The following is a 20,026-nucleotide window of genomic DNA, read 5'->3' on the forward strand; positions in this document are numbered from 1 at the left end:
TAAATTTGCGATTCATTTAACACTACATACTTACCTGTATGATTTACTTCTTCGGAAATCCAAAACAAACTGTCTTTGCAGTTCAAAGCAATCATGATCTGACACAAGAAGATAGCAAAAAGCTCGTATGGCTTTTTGGAAATCAACCTAAGATAGAGGCGTCCACAATAGACGCTTTTTTTATTGGACCACGGGCTACCATGGTAACCCCATGGAGTACCAATGCGGTAGAAATCACCCAGAACATGGGAATTCAAAACATCATCAGAATAGAAGAGTTTTTCTCTTCTTCAAAAGAAGATATGGATTTTGACCCAATGATTTCGCAAAAATACAAAGGGCTTCATCAAGACATTTTTACATTTAATATCGCGCCCGAAGCGATTATAGAACTTGATGATATTAGCGCATACAACGAGAAAGAAGGCCTTGCTTTAAATGAAGAAGAAATTGTCTATTTAGAAAATGTCGCTAAAAAAATAGGTAGAAAACTCACAGACTCAGAAGTATTTGGCTTTAGTCAAGTAAATTCAGAACATTGCCGACATAAAATATTCAATGGGACCTTCATCATAGATGGAGAAGAAATGCCTTCTTCCTTATTCAAATTAATTAAAAAAACAGCCGCTGAAAATCCAAATACGATTGTATCTGCCTATAAGGACAACGTAGCATTTACTGAAGGCCCAAAAGTGACCCAATTTGCTCCCAAAACAGCCGATAAACCTGATTTCTATCAAGAAACAGTATTTGATAGTGTGATTTCGCTTAAAGCGGAAACCCATAACTTCCCTACAACTGTAGAACCTTTTAATGGAGCTGCAACAGGATCAGGAGGAGAAATACGGGATCGATTGGCGGGAGGAAAAGGTTCCTTACCACTTGCGGGTACAGCTGTATATATGACGCCCTACTCAAGATTACAAGAAGACCGACCTTGGGAAGAAAATATGCCTGCTAGAAAATGGTTATACCAAAATCCCATAGACCTACTAATCAAAGCCTCTAATGGAGCCTCAGATTTTGGAAATAAATTTGGACAGCCCCTCATTACAGGATCTGTACTCACTTTTGAGCATGAAGAAGAAGGTCGTAGATTAGGGTATGATAAAGTCATCATGCAAGCTGGAGGAATTGGCTATGGAAAAAAAGACCAAGCGTTAAAAGATACTCCAAAAGAAGGTGATAAAATAGTCATTCTAGGGGGAGAAAATTACCGCATCGGGATGGGAGGCGCCGCCGTGTCATCAGCAGATACAGGTGCTTTTAGTTCTGGTATCGAGTTAAACGCTATACAACGGTCTAATCCTGAAATGCAAAAACGTGCAGCAAACGCCATACGAGGCCTTGTAGAAAGTGAGGAAAATCCTATTGTCTCTATACATGATCACGGAGCAGGAGGTCATTTGAATTGCCTCTCTGAACTTGTTGAAGAAACGGGTGGTCATATCGATCTCGATCAACTACCTGTAGGAGATAAAACCCTCTCTGCCAAAGAAATTATAGGGAACGAATCACAAGAACGTATGGGACTTGTGATTGGCGAAAAAGATATGGAAACACTTCAACGCATCTCCGAACGTGAACGCGCTCCTATGTATGAAGTAGGTGAAGTAACCAATGATCATCGGTTTGCGTTTGTAAGTAAATCTACCGGAGAATCTCCAATGAACCTAGCGTTAGAAGATATGTTTGGTAGTTCACCCAAAACAGTCATGATCGACAAAACCGTAGAACGGGCCTACAAAAATCCAACCTACCAATTAGAACATTTTCATGATTATTTAGACCAAGTCCTACAACTCGAAGCGGTCGCCTGTAAAGATTGGCTTACCAACAAAGTAGACCGTTGTGTAGGTGGACGCGTTGCCAAACAACAATGTGTAGGGCCGCTTCAACTCCCACTTAATAATGTGGGCGTGATGGCACTTGATTATAAAAGTACCGAAGGGATTGCAACCTCTATTGGGCATTCTCCCGTGAGCGGACTCATAGATCCTGTAGCAGGAAGTAAAAATAGTATCGCTGAGGCCTTGACCAATATTGTATGGGCACCTCTTACAGATAATTTAAAATCGGTAAGTCTTTCTGCCAACTGGATGTGGCCATGTAAAAATGAAGGGGAAGATGCCCGTTTATACAAAGCTGTTCAAGCAATTTCCGATTTTGCAATAAATCTTGGAATTAATGTCCCCACAGGAAAGGATAGCCTTTCTATGAAACAAAAATATCCTGACGGCGATGTGATTGCTCCAGGAACTGTTGTAATCTCAGCCGCAGGGAGTTGTAATGACATCACTAAGGTTGTAGAGCCCCTTTTCATAAAAGGTGGAGGGGAAATTTACTATATTAATATGTCTCAAGATTCCTTTAAACTAGGAGGATCTAGCTTTGCGCAAGTATGCAAGACTATTGGAAATGAAGCACCATCGGTTGTAGATGATACCGCTTTCGCGAAAGCGTTTAATACCCTACAACAGCTTATCAAAAGTGATTTGATCTTAGCTGGACATGACGTTGCCAGCGGAGGACTGATCACTACCCTATTAGAAATGTGCTTTGCCGATAATGAGTTAGCTGCCAAAATTGATCTTTCTGGTCTTGGAGAAAAAGATCTAATCAAAGTCCTTTTTTCAGAAAATGCAGGCGTTGTTTTTCAGGCGAGAAATGCATCTGTTGAAACAATTCTTACTGAGCAAGGAGTTGCTTTTTCAAAAATTGGAAATGTCACTCAAGGCGATACCTTAGAAATAAAAAATCATGGCGTTGAGTTAGGACTCAATGTACCTTCTTTAAGAGATACTTGGTATAAAACATCGTATTTATTAGACAGTAAGCAAACCGCAAACGGACTTGCTAAAGAACGATTTGACAATTACAAAACACAACCGCTATTTTATATGTTTCCTGGGCATTTTACAGGCAAACGTCCGCAAATAGACGAAAGCAAACCAAGACCCAAAGCAGCAATCTTACGAGAAAAAGGAAGTAACTCTGAAAGAGAAATGGCAAATGCCTTATATCTTGCCGGATTTGATGTGAAGGATGTCCACATGACCGATCTGATCTCAGGAAGAGAGACGCTAGAAGATATTAAATTCTTGGGGGCTGTGGGTGGTTTTTCAAACAGTGATGTGCTAGGATCTGCAAAAGGATGGGCTGGAGCTTTTTTATACAATGAGAAAGCTAACAAAGCATTGAAAAACTTTTTTGCGAGAGAAGATACCATGTCTATTGGGATATGTAATGGCTGTCAATTATTTTTAGAACTAGACCTTATCAATCCTGAGCACGAACAACTCTCTAAAATGACCTATAATGATTCCAAAAAACATGAGAGCGGTTTTATAAGTGTTTTAATAGCAAATAATACAAAAAGTATTATGTTAGCTTCTCTAGCAGGTACTTCACTCGGAGCTTGGATTAGCCATGGAGAAGGGAAATTCAATCTTCCTTTGCAAGAATATGAATACAATCTTGTTGGAAAATATGATTATAATAAATATCCAGGCAATCCAAATGGATCTGTGTATGATGCTGCGATGCTCTGCGACAAAACAGGACGCCATCTCGTTACGATGCCCCATATAGAACGTTCTATTTTTCCATGGAACTGGCCACATTACATGCCGGGCAGACAAGATGAAGTATCTCCTTGGTTAGAAGCATTTATAAATGCGCGTAATTGGATAGAAGTAAACAGTAGAAGTTAATTACAAGAGGTAGGGAAAGTCACCCTTTAATTGTTTAATGGGTATACTATATACATAAACCCCCTAAATTTGATGAACAAAATCTATTTTATACTATTTTTCTTTACTTTTTTGGCGCTTAACGCACAAGAGAAATTAGAAAAATACCAACGCGCAAAAATATCTTTTAATCAAGAAAGTGATGTATTCAGGTTACAGCAACTTGACATTCCTGCTGATCATGGAATAAGAAAAAAGGATCATTTTATTATTTCTGATTTCTCTGTTAGTGAATTAGAACGTGCGCACATCAATGGATTTCAAGTAGAGGTACTTATTGATGATGTAAGAGAACATATTGCAGAACAAAATAGACAAAATATTCCTTTACAAAGAAATGCAAGTTGTAATCAAAATACAGGAGAAACCTATCCTACTCCAGACAATTTTAATTTGGGTTCCTTAGGAGGGTATATGACGTATCAAGAGTTTCTAGATGAACTTGATGATATGCATGATTTATATCCAAATTTGATAACCGCAAGAGATGGCATAAGTGATTTTTTAACTGAGGGACAACCCGATACTTCTGTAACACCATCCATAGGAAGTAATCGCATTGAATGGGTAAAAATAAGTGATAATCCTAATGAGTCTAATGAAGGAGAAGCCCAGATATTATATACCAGTATTCACCATGCTCGTGAGTTTGCAACCCTTTCTGAATTAATTTTTTATATGTGGTATCTATTAGAAAATTATGATACCAATCCAGAGATACAAAGTATTGTAGATAACACAGAATTGTATTTTGTGCCTGTAGTAAATCCTGATGGATATTTGCACAATCAAGTATTAGATCCTGCAAACGGTCAAGGTTTCTGGCGTAAAAACAGAAAAAATGGCAATGGTGTCGATAATAACCGTAACTATGATTATCACATTAATGGAGATCCAAATAATGGGTCTTGGGGTGGTGCTGGAGCATCAAGCAATCCAGACTCAGGTACCTATCACGGACCTGCTGCTTTTTCTGAAGTAGAAAATCAAGCGATCAAATGGTTTGTTGAGCAACATGACTTTGTGATTGCACTAAACAATCACTCTTTCGGGAGGTTATTATATTATCCTTTTGGTTATGCAGATGTAGCAACCCCTGATGATGCATTATATCAAGGAATAGGTGCCGAGCTCACCTCTCAGAATGGATATAATGCCTTAAGAGATTCTCCTTTTGCAGGAGATAGTGATGATTTTATGTACGGTACCGTAGGAACTCACGATAAGATATTTGCATTTACACCAGAAATTAATAACGAATTTTATCCTTCTTCCAATCAAATTGAGGATATCGCTAGGGAAATGATGTTCACAAATATTACTGCAGCCAAAATGACCAATAATTTTGGCACGCTATCAGATACATCATCGCTTTTTATTGATACGACAACTCCAGACGCCTCATTTAATCTTAGACGATTAGGAATTAATGGGTCTGGTGATTTTACAGTAAGTATTAATCCTGTATCTAGCAATATTATCTCTGTCGGAAGTCCTGTGACTTTTTCAGGACTCGCTCCATTAGAAAATCAGAATGGTGCTATTAATTTCACTTTATCTAATACAATTCTTGCGGGTGATACAGTCGTATATGATCTTATTGTAAATAATGGTTCTTTTGATACTTCTATCACCGTGTCTAAGATTTTTGGAGAAACAGAACAGGTTTTCTTCGATAACGGAAATAGTTCTACAACAAATTTTGAGACGAATGATTGGGGAATTACGAGTGTGATTTTTGAATCAGCACCAACATCCATTACAGATTCACCAAATGGAAATTATAGTAATAATGAGAACTCTTCTATTGTTATCAATACGCCTATAGATTTAACTGAAGCCGTATCGGCATCTGTTTCTTTCTACGCTGCATGGGAAATAGAAAATACATGGGACTATGTACAGTTTGAGATTTCGACAGATAATGGGGCTACATGGATTCCTCAATGTGGGAATTTCACCACAGAAGGAACCAATATTCAGCCTACTGGCGAACCTTTGTATGATGGCACACAATCTGATTTTGTTCTTGAAGAGATTTCGCTGTCTGATTACCTTGGGGAAGAAATCATCGCACGATTTCAATTGGTCACTGATACCGAAGTAAGACAAGACGGGTTTTATTTTGATGATTTAGAATTTTTGGTAGTGAATGAAGAGCAATTATCTACAGACGAAAATATTCTTGAAGCATTTACTGTTTTTCCAAATCCTGTAAAAGACTTCTTAACCATCCAAGCACCACAAGGTCCTTATACAACCACTGTGTATAATATACAAGGACAACAAGTATCTGAAACAATAACACACACAGGAAATGCACAATTAGATTATAGCGCCTATGCAAATGGCATCTATTTTGTAAAAATCGTAGCAAACAATGCCTTGAAAACAATCAAAGTCATTAAAGAGTAAACGTCTTATTCTAGCGTTAAAAAGAGCCTAACCTTCGTGTTAGGCTTTTCTTTTTTAGTTCCTATTTATCTCTTTTGGGACAAGTGTTATTAAATCCCTTTTCTCAAAAGAATGTGTATTTTCAAAATATCCTGCATGATTTTAACATAATCTCATTAAAAACCATCATTTTTTCATATTTTGCATTATAAATTATAGTACATGGAAATCACAAGACTTTTTGATTTCCCATATTACCAATTAGAGAAAAAAAACCTCTCTGATGCGCTTTGTACAAAGAAGAATGGTGTATGGGAAGCAACTTCAACTCAAGAATATATAGATAAAGCAAATGCGTTAAGTCGTGGGCTATTACGTTTAGGCGTAAAAGCAAATGATAAAATTGCGGTTATATCTATGAACAATAGAACAGAATGGAACATCTGTGACATAGGCGTATTGCAATTAGGAGCGCAAAACGTACCTATCTACCCTACCATTTCTATGGAGGACTACGCGTATGTTTTAAACCATTCTGAATCGAAGTACTGTTTTGTTTCTTGCACAGAAGTGTACGGGAAAATTAAAGCGATCATGGATCAAGTGCCTTCATTAAAAGGAGTGTATTCTTTTGATGAATTGGACTCATGCGACAATTGGTCCAAAATCCTTGAACTTGGAGCAGACGAAAGCAATCAGGAAGAAGTAGAGACATTAAAGAACAATGTAAAAACAAATGACCTAGCAACACTCATATACACTTCTGGTACTACTGGTAGACCCAAAGGAGTGATGTTATCTCATAAAAACATAGTGAGTAATGCACTCGCAAGTTCTCAAAGACTTCCTATTCCAGAAAATGATGTCCGTGCCCTGAGTTTTCTTCCTGTATGTCATATCTATGAACGTATGTTAATGTATTTATATCAATACATGGGTGTTTCTATTTATTTTGCAGAATCATTAGAAACTATAAGTGATAACCTTAAGGAGGTAAAACCTATAGTCATGACGGCTGTACCTAGACTCTTAGAAAAAGTATACGACAAAATTATCGCAAAGGGAGCTGATCTTTCTGGAATTAAAAAAGCATTATTCTTTTGGGCGGTAAAAATTGGATTACAATACAAACCCTACGGAGAAAACGGATGGTGGTATGAAAAAAAGCTAGCCCTAGCTCGGAAACTTATTTTTTCTAAATGGAAAGAAGGGTTAGGTGGAAACCTACAACTCATCGCGTCTGGTAGTGCTGCATTACAACCTAGACTTGCCCGTATTTTTAATGCCGCAGAAATGGGGATCATGGAAGGCTACGGTCTCACAGAAACATCACCCGTATGCTCTGTAAATGATATGCGAAATGGAGGCTTTAGAGTCGGTACCGTAGGAAAACTTCTTCCAGGAGTTGAAGTGAAGATAGCACATGATGGAGAAATCCTTGTCAAAGGACCCAATGTCATGCTAGGCTACTACAAAGACCAAGAGAAAACAGATGAAGTTATTAAAGATGGGTATTTTCACACAGGAGATATCGGAGAAATCGACAGTGACGGATTCCTAAAAATAACAGATCGTAAAAAGGAAATGTTCAAAACATCTGGAGGAAAATATGTAGCACCGCAACTCCTTGAGAATAGATTTAAACAAACCTTTTTTATAGAACAGATTATGGTAGTAGGTGATGGTGAGAAAATGCCAGCCGCACTTATACAACCTAACTTTGACTTTCTAACCGATTGGGCAGAAAAGAAAGGAATTAGCTATACAGATCACGCAGACCTCATTGCAAACCAACGCGTGAAGGATCGCTATCAGCAAGAAGTAGACCAAGCAAACGAGACGTTTGCTAAATGGGAAAAAGTAAAACAATTCCGCTTAACACCAGATATCTGGTCTGTAGAAGCAGGACACCTCACTCCTACCATGAAGCTTAAACGTAAAATTATAAAAGAAAAATATATGTCACTTTATAATGACATCTACGGTCATACAGAATAAACGATCATTCATAACCTAGGATAGAAACTCCATGATATGTAACATCATGGAGTTTTTTTATGTGAATTTTTATGCTTTCGCGAAAGCGTAAAAACAACAAATAACGAAAAAAATAGTTATATAACTATAAAAATAGTTGTTTAACTAATAAAATCGTTATACATTTACAGCATAAAGGTACTTTCTACAAAAAAGCTCCTAATTAATTCATCAATCAGAATATAAATAATCATTAAAACTAGCCGAGAAGCGGTCACAGTATGGAAAAATTAACAAATAAAGAGGAAGAAATCATGCATGCCTTATGGCAACTTGAAAAAGGATTTGTAAAAGAAGTGGTCGCAGCATTACCTGAAGGAAATCATTATAATACCGTATCTACTATTATACGTAATCTAGAAGAAAAAGGATATGTTACTCATACCGCATTTGGAAAAACACATCAGTATTACCCTATTATTACATTAGAGTCGTATCGCAAAGAGTTTATGCAAACGGCAACCCAAAAGTATTTTGATAGCTCATACAAAGAAGTGGTTTCTTTCTTTGCTAAAGAAGAAAAAATTTCGGCTGCAGAACTCAGGGAGATTTTAGCCATTATTGAAAATAAATAAAAATATACAGATCATAATTAATCGCTATCTACACTAACAGCAATTAAAAGCATATGGAATCATTTATTTACATCATAAAAAGTATAGTTATACTCTCTATATTTTACAGTATCTATTGTATGGTCTTGCAAAAAGACACTTTTTTTTCAGCGAATAGACATTATCTATTATCTGGTATTGTTGCAGCCTTCGTATTTCCTTTTATAGAATATACAAAAACAACATATAGAGATATTCCAGCTATAGCCCCTTCTATTATTGAAGAAAGCACTTTTACAGATGCAATAGCAACCATTTCCGAGGTACAACAAGAAGCCATCTTAATCAACTGGTGGCAAATTGCCCTCATTATATATGGTATAGGGTTTACTATTATGATAACACGTTTATTAATACAACTTATCTCCTTGTATAAATTAATAAGTGCTTACCCAAAAACTCGTAAAGGCGGATATACGTATGTAGCGATTACCGATAAAGCTATTACCCCTTTTTCTTTCTTTACAACCATCTGCTATAATCCTAGTTTACATACTCCCAAAGAACTTGAGATGATTCTAGCACATGAAAAAATTCACGTACGCCAACGCCACACCATAGATATTTTATTAACACAATGCATGTTGGCAATACAATGGTTCAATCCGCTCGCTTGGTTATACAAAAAAAGCTTGGAGCAAAACTTAGAATATATAGCAGATAACGGGGCTATTAAAGAGGTATCATCTTCTAGAGAATATCAACACACACTGGTTAAGGTCTCATCAACTCTAATACAACCAGCACTTACCAATAATTTTTATCATTCATTAATCAAAAAACGAATCGTTATGCTTAACAAACAAACATCACGCAAACGCAACTTATGGAAATTAGGCTTGGTCTTACCTGCCCTAGCTCTTTTTATGTATTCCTTTAATATAAAAGAGGTTGTCGAGTACAGAGAAATTAGTATGGATACAGAGACTGCTCTCAACACAGGAGAGGTTGGTGCAGAGTCCGCTTTCGCGAAAGCGGAAACAAAAACAGAAACTGACTCAAAAAATACGACAAACAAAGAAACCGAAAAAGCTGCTTCTACTATTCAAAAGCAATTCCTCATCACAAAAGAATCAACCGATGAAGAACTAAAGCAAATAGAAACCTATTTTAAAGAAACATTTAAAAGTACTCAAGTTCGATTTACAAAAGTGAATCACATAAATAATAAACTTGTAAGTTTTGATTTTCAAACCAAAATGGCAGACGACGTTCGATTCTTTACTCGCTTTTCTGTGAATAATTCTGGAAATCTGAGTCCATTTAGCCTGATAGCCGTAGATGAACATGAAATTCTTAAAGCAGATGGAGATGGATCTGAAGTTAAATTTACACCAGAACAGTCACTTACCTCGTTTAAAATTAGACAAGAATCAATGGGTAGCAGTCCAATACTTGTTGTAAATGGAGTAGCCATCGATACTGAAAAACAAGATATTGTCTATGAAACCGATGCAGGAATTCGTGTAATGAAACCTACAAAAGCAATGGCTTTATATGGAGGAAAAGCAAAAGATGGTGCTATCGTTATAGAAGACCCTAATTACACGACTAAAATAAATGGGAAGTATATCAAAACACCTAAAAACAATACAACCAATCCTAATCAAGGAATCGCTAAAGAGATCTCCCCTACTCAATTTCGTATTCGAATTACTAAAAACACCACAGATAAAGAGTTAGAAAAAATTAAAAAAGAACTCGAAGAACAGCACGGATTTGACTTCAATTACAGCGTGGAGCGTAATGATCAAAATGAAATCATAGCATTAAAAATTAACTACAAAACAGCAAAAAATAATAATGGCAATTATTCTGTAAGTAGTGATTCCCCTATTGCTGATGTATATATTTTTGAAGATGAAAACGGTAGTACTGGCATAGGCAACAGTGGGTCAGTAGAAGAAATAAGGAAAAAGATGGAAGAAAGAAAAGCGCAAATGCAAGAGCGTATGACAGAGATGAAGGAAGTCCAAAAAGAAAGACAAGCGCAAATGAAAGAACGCATGTCAGAGATGAAGGAAGTTCAAAAAGAAAGACAAGAAGAATTGGAGTCGTTACGAGAAATTGAAATAGAACGTCGTGAAGAAGTTGAAAAACGTTTAGAAAAAAGACAAGAAGAACTTGAAGAGCGTAAAGAAATACAGGAAAAAAAGCTACAAGAACGCAGAGAGCAACTAGAAGAAAAAAGAGCCATTCTAGAAGAAAGGAAAGCTGAAATGCTTCAGAAACGTTCTGAAATGCGACAACAAGCAATTGTAGAAGGACGAAATAATGCAAGAGACAAAAAACTATTCATCACCTCAAGTCCTAATGGTGTTATTACAAATGTCAATCGTGGAGGTGTGATTACTAGTTTTATTACAAAAACCACCACTGACACAGAATTAAAAAAAATACAAACCTCCTATGAAAATGATGGGATTAAATTCTCATACAAAAGTGTAAAACGAAACAGTCGTGGGGAAATCACTGGCGTTGTCTTAAAACTCTCAAACAAGGATGGTAATAAAACCGCTGCCACTTTTAAAAGCACTACAGAAGCCATCCCTACGATATATGTAGGATACACCAAAAATCAATAAAAACTAAGACCTTTTTACAAAACCTACTGTTCCTATAAGGTATAGTAGGTTTTTTTTAATTCATACCATCATGCAAAAAATCATCATACTTATTTTTGCAATTACATTACTATGTGGTTGTAAACAGGAGATTACCCCTGTTAATGAAACCGAAGCGCAGATAGGATTTAAAGTGCCTAATATCGCTTTTAAACAGCTTTTAAACGATAGTCAGACACAATCTAATCTATATGGCTATACAGAAGATATCATTATTCTAGATTTTTGGGCTACGTGGTGTGGTCCCTGTATTACATCATTTCCTAAAATGAGTGCACTTCAAGAAACGTTCGGAAAACAAATAAAAATCATTGCCGTAACAGACGAGTCACCAGAACGTATCGAACTATTCTTAAAAAATAAGCCTCAGCAATTCACGGTGGCGATAGATAATGACAAATCTATCAATACATACTTCACACATGCTTACATACCACATTATGTAATCCTAGACAGAAATAAAGTCATAAAGGCTATTGTGGATGGTGATTACATTACTAAAGAAAATATCACAAAACTCATTGCTGGAGAGCAGGTCATATTTAAAGAAAAAAAAGAAAATTTAGCTTTTGATCCTAACAAACCATTAGGGACTACAGATAAACCCATCGTATATCAATCTACACTCCTTCCCTACAACCCAGACTTACAAGGCATGAGCAATTTAGGAAGCCCAACATCCAATAGATTATTTATGCTTAACACTACGTTTACATCTATGTTACAAAGAGCCTATCAATACTCGTATAACCGAACAAAAGAACATTTAAAACACCCTGAAAAATATACCTTCACCCCTGAAAATAGATACTCGTATGAGATGATTTATCCAGACTATGTATACGAACAACGATTGGAGCTGGTGAAAAATGAAATAAAAGCGCTATCTGGTCTTTCTGCAACGATAGAAACACAAGTAACCGATGTGTATGTGCTTCAAAAAATTCCAAATACAAAAATAAGCATTCCTATTTCTTCAAAACAGCCTGATCCAAACGCCTTCGTGAGATATGGAGAAGGTATTACACTACAAGGAGATCCTATGGAACGTTTACGTGACTATTACGAAGAAGTTCTTCTATTACCCGTAGTAGATGAGACAGGGTACGATAAAGTGTATGACATCGAAGTAAAATGGTTTGAAGAAAATCAAAAACAAAGTTTAGCCGAATTAACCAAATACGGGCTAGAATTAAAAAAAGCAAAACGCCCTATTGACTTCTTGATAATAGCTGATTAAAAAATCACTGTCATTCATCAAAAACACAACATCTTTGCAAAAAATGAAATAAAATAAATAAGTGGCATTACCTTTGATATAATTATTAAAAACTATAACTCTATTATAATGATACGTAAAATTTTACCACTACTCCTTATTACATTTCTTTTAACCTCTTGTCGTAATGATGATGACAATGTCGATTTTGATACCATAGGACAAACTTTTGAAATAAGTAATGTAGACTTCATTTCTCCAGATGGTTTTCAAGCCTTTGTTAATGTTGTTGTACCAAACAATATTAGTGTCTTTGAATCTGATGTCCCACTCGTCTATGTATTAGACCCCGCAGCTTCTGCTGCCAATGGAGTTGATGTATTTGAACCACTCCCTAGAACATTTTTCTTTGACAACGGGGGATTTGCCCAATACAGATTCAATTTTATTTTTGATGATGCCACTGGAATTTTTGATTTAGACCTCGTTTTAGAAAGCGATGACTTTGATTCTTTAGGAAACGATTTTACACAAAATCAAATATTCAGAATCGTTATTGTTCCTTCTGAATTTGCAGAAACCCATAATACAGATAATTTAAATACGGTTTTATCTGATCTAAATTTAGATTAAATAACAACCCTCCTCTTAATACTAACCGTTTTGAAAATTTTCAAAGCGGTTTTTTTATGCATTTATTTTTCTGCGTGTATTTTGAAACAAAATACCATCATACAGATATTTAAAAAGCACCCTTTTTTTTAGATTTTACATATGTGAAAAATAATTTCAAAAAGATGAAACTTCCTTTTTTAAAGGATTTTGAGACAAAAGTCTCCTAGAGATTTTAAAAAGCAACAAAATACCCCCTACAATTCTTTCAAACGTAAACTATAAACAACGTATAAGATTACATACGTTTACTTTAACGAAGACAAATTTACACTTGTTAAAACGTATATGATTTTTTTACTTACAAATCAGCATCCAAATGCATAAAATCATTTAAAAATATTTTGCAGCCTCGTGCAAACGCCACTTCTTTGCCATATCAATAAAAAACAACTATTAAAAAACCTTTAAAATTATCGATTATGAAAACGCAAGAAATGACAACTACAAAACAAGTAAAAACAAACAAAGTATTAGGAATCTACACCATATGTATGGTATCACTATCCATAAGCTACATGATCACTACTTGGTTGCAATATGTAGGATAACAAAACACAAACATCAAAAAAGTATTTATTAATCACTAAACTCACACACTCATGGTACACATTATAATAGCCGCTTTAGAAGTTATTTTCGGATAACAACACGACCTCTTTCGTTCTAGACACATGCATATCTTTTTTAGAACGTATCTCACTAATTTGATGATTCCCTCTGGTTACGCTTTTGCGAACCTGCCTGTTCGGCAGACAGGAGCGTACCAATTCATCTAATTTATTTCATTAACATTTATAGTACATATCAAAATAGCGACAATGAACGCATAACATACTATTGCCTATTTTGAATATCACATTGACCGATACATTGCGTTTTCAATATCAGTCAATATAAACCTCCTTGCTCTTGATCAGAAAATAGGGGGTTTTTCTATGGAATATGTTTATCCCATTTATACTTTGAAATTAGTACTTTTGAAATCAATTTGGCATCAAAATTGAAATCAGATTAAAAAGTCAATAATTATGAAGTACCTCTACCTTACATTGTGTTTACTCTTATGTTTTAACAGCTGTTCATCCGTAAAAAAATCTACCTCTTCTATACTAAATGGTAATTACGATCGGGCCATAAATACTTCTGTTCAAAAACTGCGTAAAAACCCAACTAAAAAGAATAAGGAGTCGCATACCCTTCTTTTGGAAGATGCCTTTGCAAAAGCAGCACAGAGAGATGTAGAGCGTATCGCCTACTTACAAAATGAAGGAAATCCTAATAATATAGAAGAAATCTACCAGCTATATAAATCTCTAAACAACAGACAAGAGATGATCAAGCCGCTTCTACCACTTAGATTGCAAGAACAAGCAAGAGATGCCGTGTTTGAAATTAAAAACTACAACACGCAGCTTATCAATTCAAAAAGAGAGCTCACAGATCAACTTTATGATCAAGTAGTAGCAAACCTTGCGTCTGCCAACTCAAAAGTAGACTATAGAAGACTTTATGATGATCTAGAATACCTAGATGATTTAACCCCTAACCATAAAAATGTCAGACAGCTTTTAGACGAAACTCACCGCAAAGGAACAGACTATATAGAAGTAGTACTCTATAATGATTCAAATATCATCATACCAGAACGTTTACAAAATGATCTTTTAGACTTCTCGACCTATGGTCTTAATGATTTTTGGAAAGTATATCACAGTATTCCGCAACAAGGGATTACCTATGATTATGTGATGGATGTATCTCTACGACAAATCAATATCTCGCCCGAAAGATTTAGAGAGCGCGAACTTCAAAAAGAAAAAAACATCAAAGACGGAAAAGAATTTCTACGAGATGAAGATGGTAATTTTATACTAGACGAAGATGGAAAAAAAATAGAAGTTGATAGAATGATTACGGTAAACTGCACGTATTATGAAGTCTTACAATCCAAAGCGGTAAACATCATAGGACAAGTACGTTATACTTCACAAAATACAGGGCAGGTTATTAAGTCCTTTCCGCTGGCTAGTGAATATGTATTTGAACATTACTACGCGACATTTGATGGAGACAAAAGAGCCTTAGAAGATGATTTATTGAGATATACACGTAATAGACAAGTGAGATTCCCTTCAAATGAGCAAATGGTATACGATGTAGGAGAAGATCTGAAGCAACGCTTAAAATCTATTATTGTAAATTCTAATCTTTAAGAATCCCTAACAAAAAAATGGCTATTCAAACTGAGTAGCCATTTTATGTAAGTCTGTTCGAGCGCAGTCGAGAACTCCAGTATAAAGTCAAACTGATCCATTATGAGGTATTAGTATTAATATCCTTCTACATCTCAAGAGTATTCATAAAATTATAAATACTGATGCAACGCAGGGACGTTGATTCCACCATGACTATCATTATACACAGCTACACCATTTTTTATAACCATCATTTGCGGACTCTGATGCGTCACTTGAAAACGTGATGCTATTTCATTAGATACATCTCTATAGGCTTTTAAATCTAGATAATAAATATCCAATTGATTGGCTGGTATATCATAGCTAGATTCAATTTGCCGTAAAGCCATTCGGCTGATTCCACAGGTAGTAGAGTGCTTAAAAATGGCCACAGGTTTTACTTTAGAATCTTCTATAATGACATCAAGTTGATTCACCTCCGTAAGAGGTTTCCAAGGAATTTCTGGTGTTGGTTCCTTAGACTCCTTAGACCCAAATAATCCGTTAAATACGCCCATAGTTTTATTTTTTCTACAAAAATAAGCGTTTGTTTTTGAGTACGCTTTCGCGAAAGCAAAAAAATATCCATTCCCTTGCTGACCTTTTTTGTCAATTTTGCAGAAAACAAACCCTTAAACACGTCAAAAAGTCACTGTTTACAAGGGTTAAGCGTCATTTTGTCTTGTAAAACATCTTGGTACATGTATTGACTATTACATCACAAATAACACTAAAACACAGAAGCTATGAACTTCAATAATTTCACTATAAAATCACAAGAAGTCATCCAAAGAGCACAACAAATTGTGCAAGAATTGGGACATCAACAAATTGAAAACGAACATATATTTAAAGCCATTCTAGAGGTAGACGAAAACGTAACTCCTTTTCTATTACAAAAGCTAGATGTGAACATTCCGTTACTTAAGCAAATTTTAGAAAGTACGCTCACAAGTTTTCCTAAAGTATCGGGAGGTGATATTGTGCTTTCGCGTGAAGCGGGTAAAGCCATAAACGACACCTCTAGTATTGCCAAAAAAATGAATGATGAGTATGTATCTATTGAGCATATCATCCTTGCTATTTTTAAAACCAAAAGTAAAATTGCTCAAATTTTAAAAGATCAAGGCGTCACAGAAAAAGCATTACAAGCAGCTATTGAAGAACTTCGTAAAGGAGATCGTGTTACTTCCCAAAATGCAGAAGAAACGTATAACGCACTTAATAAATACGCAAAAAACTTAAATCAGCTTGCTAAAGATGGGAAACTAGATCCTGTTATTGGTCGAGATGAAGAAATACGTCGTATTCTTCAAATCTTATCTAGACGTACCAAAAATAATCCTATTCTTGTTGGAGAACCTGGTACTGGAAAAACAGCTATCGCAGAAGGGCTTGCGCACCGTATTATAGACGGAGATATTCCTGAAAACTTATCGAATAAGCAAATTTTTGCTTTAGATATGGGAGCATTGATCGCAGGAGCAAAGTTTAAAGGAGAATTTGAAGAACGCCTCAAAGCCGTTATTAAAGAGGTAACCACAAGTCATGGAGACATTGTACTCTTTATAGATGAGATCCATACGTTAGTAGGCGCTGGTGGTGGTCAAGGTGCTATGGATGCTGCCAATATCTTAAAACCAGCCCTTGCCCGTGGAGAACTACGTGCGATTGGTGCTACGACCTTAGATGAGTATCAAAAATACTTTGAGCAGGACAAAGCTTTAGAACGCCGTTTCCAGAAAGTAATCGTAGATGAGCCCGACACAGAAAGTGCTATTTCCATCTTACGAGGAATTAAAGACAAATACGAAACCCATCATAAAGTGCGTATTAAAGATGACGCCATTATCTCAGCTGTCACCTTATCGCAACGCTATATTACCAGTCGTTTTCTGCCAGATAAAGCCATTGACTTAATGGACGAAGCGGCCGCAAAACTACGTATGGAAATCAATTCCAAACCTGAAGAACTAGACGTATTAGATCGTAAAGTCATGCAGTTAGAAATTGAAATCGAAGCCATCAAACGAGAGAAAGATGAAGTCAAACTCAAAAGTTTGCACTTAGAATTGTCTGAACTTAAAGAGGCTAGAAATGAACTAAATGCCAAGTGGCTTTCTGAAAAAGAAGCGGTAGAGCGTGTACAAAACACCAAACAAGACATAGAAAATTACAAACTAGAAGCAGAAAGAGCAGAAAGAGATGGAGATTACGGACTAGTAGCTGAATTGCGCTACGGTAAAATTAAAGATGCACAAGAACGCCTAGAAGCCCTTCAGAAGGAACTCGTAGAACACGAAGACACGGCCCTTATTAAAGAAGAGGTCACCAGTGAAGATATTGCAGAAGTAGTGGCAAAATGGACAGGTATTCCTGTGACAAAAATGCTTCAAAGTGACCGTGAGAAACTACTTCACTTAGAAGAAGAGTTGCACAAACGTGTGATTGGTCAAGAAGAAGCGATCACAGCTGTAAGTGACGCCGTAAGAAGAAGCCGTGCTGGATTACAAGATCAACGCAAACCCATCGGATCCTTTTTATTTTTAGGAACCACAGGCGTAGGTAAAACAGAACTTGCAAAAGCACTCGCCGAATATCTCTTTGATGACGAAAATGCAATGACCCGCATTGATATGAGTGAGTATCAAGAACGCCATAGTGTAAGCAGATTGATAGGAGCGCCTCCAGGGTATGTGGGATATGATGAAGGAGGGCAACTCACAGAAGCTGTTCGTCGCAAGCCCTACTCGGTAGTCTTACTCGATGAAATTGAAAAAGCGCATCCAGATACCTTTAATATTCTTTTACAATTACTAGACGAAGGACGGCTTACAGATAATAAAGGGCGTACTGCAGATTTTAGAAACGTGATTGTGGTCATGACCTCAAATATGGGAAGTGACATCATCAAAGACCGTTTTGAAGCTATTAAAGACATGGAAAGCGCCATAGAAGCTGCGCGAGTGGATGTACTCGGTTTATTAAAACAAACTATACGACCTGAATTCTTAAACCGTATCGATGATATTGTTATGTTCACACCGCTTACGCGAAAAGACATACAAGAGATTGTAAAACTACAGTTAAACGGAGTTAAAAAAATGCTGAATCAACAAGGCATTACACTAGACTCCACCCCTCAAGCTATTGATCTCCTTGCTGAAAAAGGATTTCAACCAGAATATGGAGCTAGACCTGTAAAAAGAACCATACAACGAGAAGTCCTTAATAAACTATCAAAAGAAATATTGAGTGGTCAAGTAACCACAAACAGCATCATTTTATTAGACGCCTTTGATGATGTACTCGTCTTTAGAAATCAAGATAAATTAACGAGTGAGGAAGAATAAACACCTCACTTAATCAATAAAAAAGCATCCGAAATGGATGCTTTTTTTTGTTTTTTAAGTAGCTTAGCCCCTTATTTGATACCCATCATATGTTTAAAAAAATTGACAACCTATTAGCCACTTTTGGAAACAAAAAAACAGATGAATCGCTTGATGAAGCCTTTTTTGCTGGAGACATCGCTACAAACATAGAAGGAACTAAAATTGCAGCATCTCAATATGGACAAGTTTTTATGGGCATACAAGAGCTTCAAGGATATACATTCTTAGAAGTGATTATTATAAGTAGAACCAATATCAAAAACAAGAGAGGAGCGACAATGAGATTTTCTAATGCAAATGACGCTTTTACCTTGGTATCTGACACCCAAGAAATCGAATCTGATTTTTTTAGGGCAGTTAATTGCTACATCACCCAAATTAGTTTCAATATCACCCCTAAAGAAATTGCCAGAATCAAGAAAAAAGATTTTGACGAAATCAGCTTAGAGTATAAAAAGAAAGTGCTTATCTTTAAGAAAGTGTAGAAACAGCCAAAAACCTTAAAATTCTAAAGTAAGGTGTTTTAAACTTTTAACAAATCAAATTCAATTTGTAACATTATGTATGATATATATTCCAATAAGGATATAACCTTCCTTTTTTGAAATATCTATTGATCCTTATATATAATCTATTTTATGTTAAGATTCCTAGAGGGATCTTACAAAAATGGCTACGATCCAATAACATGCGAACACTTTCTGTTGTTGCACAAAAAGGACATTATAAAAACCGCCTTTACCTAGCTAAACATATCGCTTCTTTACACATCAACGGACAGCATAAACTTATCGGAATCCTATTAGATGACCCCGTTCAAGTAATTTCAAAAACGACTATCCAAGTTGCTAAAACACTCAGATTATTAGACGAACTTCAAATAACTATTTCAGAAAAAGAAGCTTATTGGATAACACATGCCAAAAAACAAGAAGAAAGAAAAAGGGCATATTCTGAAGCCTATAAAAACCTACCAAACTATAAACGTAAATTTTCCAATGGGGAAAGTTATCAACAGATGAAACAAGCACTCAAAAAAGGAATGAATATTGGGAAGTGGATATAGTCGCTACGTTTGT

The 20,026-nt window shown here is 35.9% G+C and carries 13 protein-coding genes; 12 read left to right on the forward strand and 1 reads right to left on the reverse strand.

The window, feature by feature from the left end:
• Positions 1 to 38 precede the first annotated feature (38 nt).
• The 9 genes from purL (at position 39) to ACFO3O_RS17045 (ending at position 15,528) form a co-directional block, all read left to right on the forward strand.
• The gene (purL, locus tag ACFO3O_RS17005) at positions 39 to 3,713 is read left to right on the forward strand and encodes a phosphoribosylformylglycinamidine synthase (protein ID WP_379981016.1); all 3,675 of its coding nucleotides are present in this window, start codon (positions 39 to 41) and stop codon (positions 3,711 to 3,713) included.
• Positions 3,714 to 3,785: 72 nt separating this feature from the next.
• Positions 3,786 to 6,167, forward strand: a complete 2,382-nt coding sequence (locus ACFO3O_RS17010; RefSeq protein WP_379981018.1) for a M14 family zinc carboxypeptidase — start codon at positions 3,786 to 3,788, stop codon at positions 6,165 to 6,167.
• A gap of 201 nt (positions 6,168 to 6,368) precedes the next feature.
• The gene (locus ACFO3O_RS17015; protein ID WP_379981020.1) at positions 6,369 to 8,144 is read left to right on the forward strand and encodes an AMP-dependent synthetase/ligase; all 1,776 of its coding nucleotides are present in this window, start codon (positions 6,369 to 6,371) and stop codon (positions 8,142 to 8,144) included.
• A gap of 260 nt (positions 8,145 to 8,404) precedes the next feature.
• Positions 8,405 to 8,758, forward strand: coding sequence for a BlaI/MecI/CopY family transcriptional regulator (locus ACFO3O_RS17020; RefSeq protein WP_379981022.1), 354 nt, complete (start codon positions 8,405 to 8,407; stop codon positions 8,756 to 8,758).
• A gap of 53 nt (positions 8,759 to 8,811) precedes the next feature.
• Positions 8,812 to 11,382, forward strand: coding sequence for a M56 family metallopeptidase (locus ACFO3O_RS17025; RefSeq protein ID WP_379981024.1), 2,571 nt, complete (start codon positions 8,812 to 8,814; stop codon positions 11,380 to 11,382).
• A gap of 70 nt (positions 11,383 to 11,452) precedes the next feature.
• A complete protein-coding gene (locus tag ACFO3O_RS17030; RefSeq protein WP_379981026.1) occupies positions 11,453 to 12,661 on the forward strand; it encodes a redoxin domain-containing protein in 1,209 nt (402 codons plus the stop codon).
• Between the two features lie 108 nt (positions 12,662 to 12,769).
• Positions 12,770 to 13,273, forward strand: coding sequence for a hypothetical protein (locus ACFO3O_RS17035; RefSeq protein ID WP_379981028.1), 504 nt, complete (start codon positions 12,770 to 12,772; stop codon positions 13,271 to 13,273).
• Between the two features lie 461 nt (positions 13,274 to 13,734).
• Positions 13,735 to 13,863 carry a hypothetical protein gene (locus ACFO3O_RS17040; RefSeq protein ID WP_379981030.1) on the forward strand — a complete coding sequence of 43 codons (129 nt, stop codon included), beginning with the start codon at positions 13,735 to 13,737 and terminating at the stop codon, positions 13,861 to 13,863.
• A gap of 480 nt (positions 13,864 to 14,343) precedes the next feature.
• Positions 14,344 to 15,528 carry a hypothetical protein gene (locus tag ACFO3O_RS17045; RefSeq protein WP_379981032.1) on the forward strand — a complete coding sequence of 395 codons (1,185 nt, stop codon included), beginning with the start codon at positions 14,344 to 14,346 and terminating at the stop codon, positions 15,526 to 15,528.
• A gap of 152 nt (positions 15,529 to 15,680) precedes the next feature.
• Here the strand turns inward: ACFO3O_RS17045 and ytxJ are convergent, their stop codons facing one another.
• Positions 15,681 to 16,070 (reverse strand): bacillithiol system redox-active protein YtxJ, encoded by a 390-nt coding sequence (ytxJ, locus tag ACFO3O_RS17050; RefSeq protein WP_379981034.1) that lies wholly within the window; start codon positions 16,068 to 16,070, stop codon positions 15,681 to 15,683.
• Between the two features lie 228 nt (positions 16,071 to 16,298).
• On the opposite strand from ytxJ, the gene clpB reads away from it, so the two are divergent.
• The 3 genes from clpB to ACFO3O_RS17065 all read left to right on the forward strand — a co-directional run bounded on the left by clpB (position 16,299) and on the right by ACFO3O_RS17065 (position 20,013).
• Entirely contained in the window at positions 16,299 to 18,905 is a 2,607-nt protein-coding gene (gene clpB, locus ACFO3O_RS17055; RefSeq protein ID WP_379981036.1) for an ATP-dependent chaperone ClpB, read from the forward strand.
• Between the two features lie 89 nt (positions 18,906 to 18,994).
• Positions 18,995 to 19,432, forward strand: a complete 438-nt coding sequence (locus ACFO3O_RS17060; RefSeq protein ID WP_379981038.1) for a hypothetical protein — start codon at positions 18,995 to 18,997, stop codon at positions 19,430 to 19,432.
• Between the two features lie 116 nt (positions 19,433 to 19,548).
• Entirely contained in the window at positions 19,549 to 20,013 is a 465-nt protein-coding gene (locus ACFO3O_RS17065; RefSeq protein WP_379981040.1) for a hypothetical protein, read from the forward strand.
• The last annotated feature ends 13 nt before the right edge of the window (positions 20,014 to 20,026 follow it).

The sequence above is a fragment of the Dokdonia ponticola genome, from assembly GCF_042653865.1.
In the GTDB taxonomy this organism is placed as follows: domain Bacteria; phylum Bacteroidota; class Bacteroidia; order Flavobacteriales; family Flavobacteriaceae; genus Dokdonia; species Dokdonia ponticola.